General features: G+C 62.1%; 4 protein-coding genes. 2 read left to right on the forward strand and 2 right to left on the reverse strand.

Annotated features, from left to right (window positions below):
• Positions 1-489 precede the first annotated feature (489 nt).
• Both OXU43_08170 and OXU43_08175 read left to right on the forward strand, forming a co-directional pair.
• Positions 490-828, forward strand: coding sequence for a hypothetical protein (locus OXU43_08170; protein ID MDD9825128.1), 339 nt, complete (start codon positions 490-492; stop codon positions 826-828).
• Between the two features lie 157 nt (positions 829-985).
• Positions 986-1,210, forward strand: a complete 225-nt coding sequence (locus OXU43_08175; GenBank protein ID MDD9825129.1) for a YdcH family protein — start codon at positions 986-988, stop codon at positions 1,208-1,210.
• A gap of 117 nt (positions 1,211-1,327) precedes the next feature.
• Here the strand turns inward: OXU43_08175 and OXU43_08180 are convergent, their stop codons facing one another.
• Positions 1,328-2,443, reverse strand: coding sequence for a glycosyltransferase family 10 (locus tag OXU43_08180; GenBank protein MDD9825130.1), 1,116 nt, complete (start codon positions 2,441-2,443; stop codon positions 1,328-1,330).
• Between the two features lie 9 nt (positions 2,444-2,452).
• Positions 2,453-3,190 (reverse strand): glycosyl transferase, encoded by a 738-nt coding sequence (locus tag OXU43_08185; protein ID MDD9825131.1) that lies wholly within the window; start codon positions 3,188-3,190, stop codon positions 2,453-2,455.
• Positions 3,191-3,625: the final 435 nt, after the last annotated feature.

Consider the following 3,625-nt stretch of genomic DNA (forward strand, 5'->3'; position numbering starts at 1 on the left):
GCCCTCGTCTTGCCGACTCCCCCTCAAGGGGGGAGTGATGCGCGGGAATAGCGGGGATGGGAATCTTTTCCCCTCGATTGCGTAACGGGTTGCGGCGCCCGGGATGGCGTAGCGGGAGGCATCGTCCGCGCCCCGGCGGGACCTGTGGCAGGGGGAGGGGAAAAGAGCGGGCCTCCCGCGGCGAATCCCCCATATTCCAGCCGATGCGAGCGGAAACCCGCCCGCGGCCATGCCCTGTAGCCATGCCCCGTGGCCATGCCATTCCCGCCCCCCGGGCGCCCCCCTCGCGGGGGCGGAATCCCCGGCCCCTGCGCCGGCCCCGGTTCCAGCAGAGATTCCGGCCCGGCAACATGTTGAATTTGCGGCGGCCCGGGGTTATCCTTGTCCCCGTATTTAGGGAGGGCTTGTGCGGCTCGGCCTGTTCGCAATGATATGCCGGTCAGGGAAGCGGAAGTGTCCTTTTCCCCAGCCGGGTAGGGAGGTTTAGAGATGAGAAAGCTGTTAATGGCGATATCCGTACTGCTGTTTTGCATCCCGCTGGGGGCTTCGGCCCAGGGATTCATGCCATGGACGGATGTCATGATGGAGGCGGACTCCGACGGTAGCGGCGGGATCAGCATGCAGGAGGTCAAGGCCTACAAGCTGGGCTCCCGGTTCCAGGGCTTCCAGCCGTGGATGGCGGACCACTTTGCGGAGGTAGATCTTGACGGCGACGGTGAAGTCAGCATGTTCGAGCTGAAAAAGAGCACGATGAACATGGGCATGACGGATCAGGAAGTCTCCACGGGCTTCTACCGTGGTTTCGGCTTTATGCCGTCCAACCAGTAAGCCGGCTTTTCCCCCAAGTCCTTTTCTTGAGGCAGGCCCATTGAAAGATGGGCCTTTTTAATTTTGCCGGGGAAAAACGGCACGATATCCCGCCATTCGGCGCCGTTCGACGGAGCTCCGGGCACGGGAGAATTCGGGGCGGCAACGGAGGGAACGAATGTTTGAACAGGAACAGCAGATCGTGGACCGCCTGCTTGCCGAGAGCGCAGCGTTCAAGAAACTGCACGATAAGCATCAGGACCTGAAAAAGCGGATTGACAAGGCGCAACGCGGGAAGGCCGCGCTCGTGGAAGAGAGCCGGCTGGAAGATATGAAGAAGCAGAAACTCCGGCTCAAGGACCAGATGGCCCGAATGATCGCGGACTGCAAAAAAGAGGCCTAGCGGCCAACTCCTGGCGCTCAGCTCTTGGGCGCCCAGCTCCTGGGCGGATTGTCTGCCGCGCCGCCCGCGCGGCAGAGGAAGAATTTGCCATTGGGCGGCGGCCCGTCCGGGCCGCGCTCACAAGCCATCGTTCAGCCATCGTTTGCTGTTGTATCGCCTGCTGCTCCGCCGCCGCGACCGGAGTTTGCCGAGCAAGTAGCGCAGGAGCGCGGCCGGTCTCCGGCGCATGATGAGATGGCGGCTGAGGACCCGCGGCGGGCGCGAGCTGTTGGCGCGCCGCGCGGCGTGACTGCCCCCGGTCACGGCGGAGATCGTATCTCCGATGAAATTGGCAAGGTTGTAATCCTCGATCACCCTGCGGCGCGCCTCAATAATGGCCGGCAGGCGCTTCTCGTATTCGTTGCCGGCGATTGCCTCCCGGATCGTGTCTGCCGCGCCCCGCGGGTCCTCTATATCCAGGCCGATAAAACTCTCTTCCGGGAAATAGTCCGCGGCATTGGGGCAACCGACATAAAAAGGCAGGCAGTAGCCCAGGAAGCTGTCGGAGAGTTTCTCCGTCCAGTGGTGCGGGGCAATATGATTTTCCACCGCGATGTGGTAGCGGTACCGGTCCAGGCATTCGGCCTTCTTTTCGACATAGCGAAAGCCCCTGCCGTAGATGCCAAGCTCCGGCAGCAGTTCGGTCAGGCTGTTATAAAAATTGAACCGTTTTCGGCCCAAGGTATGGGTCTGGTGCATACGCTTATTCGACAGAAAAACGCAAACCTGCGCGCTTTTCTCCGGCGGCGCGGGGTGTTTGAACACGTCCTCCACCCCGCCGTACTTCCATACGCCCACAGGCGGCGCGTCACGGCGGCCGGCGTGGGGCAACATCTCCGGCTCCTGGCTGGTCAACACATGCGCGAATTGGTTGACGTAGTCCTCGCCGTAGAATTTCACCGCGGAAGGCTCATAGGTCAGCAAGATCGTATTCTCCGGCGGGCACGCCAAAGTCTCGCTGCCCAGGGTCAACCGCTCGCTGTAGCGGGACGGCAGGTCGTCATAGACGACGAACCAATCGTAGTCCCGCGTTTGCAGGTCGAAGACGAACCGCAACTCCGGGTGCCGGTTCGGCAGCTCCGTGAAATGCGCGCGGTCAACCCCGTTTTTCGAGACAACCTTGACCCGAATTTTGTCTTCGCCATGGGCGCGGCCTACAACTTTCTTGCCAAGCTTGGGGGCGGTCGAAGGCAACGGCGGGACTCAGCGCCAGTGTTTCGCCAGTTGCGGGCAGGGCAAGAACTTCTTATGCCACGGGGCGTGGAAGCCGGCGATAGCTTCATCTATATCTGGGCGGCCGTGGAACACCAGCAATTTGGCTTTGCGCGGCAGGCGGGGGGATATCACCCAATTAAGCGGAAATATGGGGCGGCAGTGGTATTTGTAGCTCTTGATCCATGTCCGTGGCCAGTAGGTTTTGTGCTCGCCGACGGCTGCGGTCAGAAAAGCCTGTTCCGTAGGGAAGCCGTCCTGTGCCTCCTGCGGGTTGGCGAGGTAACGCTCAACGACATCGGGCCGGGCACCGGCCTCGAATCGGAACACCGACGAGTTGCCAATGTCTGGGCGTGGACGCACGATGAGTTTGCGCCGCTCGATCCAATTGTGGATGATGCAGAACTCGCCCGGGTAGTCGAATAACTCGTCCAGCGGGTTTAGGGCCACCAAGTCCAGGTCCAGGAACAGGCAACGGCCGCATAATTTAGCCTGCGGATGCAGGAGCGCGAGCTTGAGCCACACCGTGCAGCGCATGTGGGGTTCGAGCGCAAGCGAGTCTATTTCGCGGGTTTCAATGGCAGGCTCAATGCCAGTGTCGTTATCGGTGAAGCAGATGAAGTTGAATTTTCCAGCCAGGTGGCGGGCTATGCCGTAGTATAGGCGGTTGACATAGTGCGGCCCGTAGCGAGTTCCCCAGTGCAGACAGACAATGGTGCGGGCGCTCATGCGAGCGTATTATACCAATCGCCCCAGCAAGCACGCCGATGCTGTGCGGGTTCACCGCATATGAGACGAAATCGGGCGGCCGTTGCCGGGCCGGAGCATACTCTCGGGCCGGGATTTCTGCCCCCATAAAGGCGCCGGCGCGGGTCGGCAAGCGCCACAACGCTCATGCCGGCAGCCGGCATACATGGGAGATATCGGCGGAGAGAGAATGCCGGAAACCACACAGGCGAATGCAGCTGCCGCAACGGCGGCGGGCGGCACCCGCGACAGCGCGCGCGAGCGGGCGGGGACGCGGCGGCGCCGGCCGGGAAGGCGGCTGGGGGGGCGGCAGCGTAGAGAGCGCGGACAAGCCGTTACGCAATCGAAGGGAAGAAAAGCGGTTCTTACGCACCACTCCCCCCTTGAGGGGGAGTCGGCAAGACGAGGGCGCAAGCC

The sequence above is a fragment of the Gammaproteobacteria bacterium genome, assembly GCA_028817255.1.
Classification (GTDB): Bacteria; Pseudomonadota; Gammaproteobacteria; order Porifericomitales; family Porifericomitaceae; genus Porifericomes; species Porifericomes azotivorans.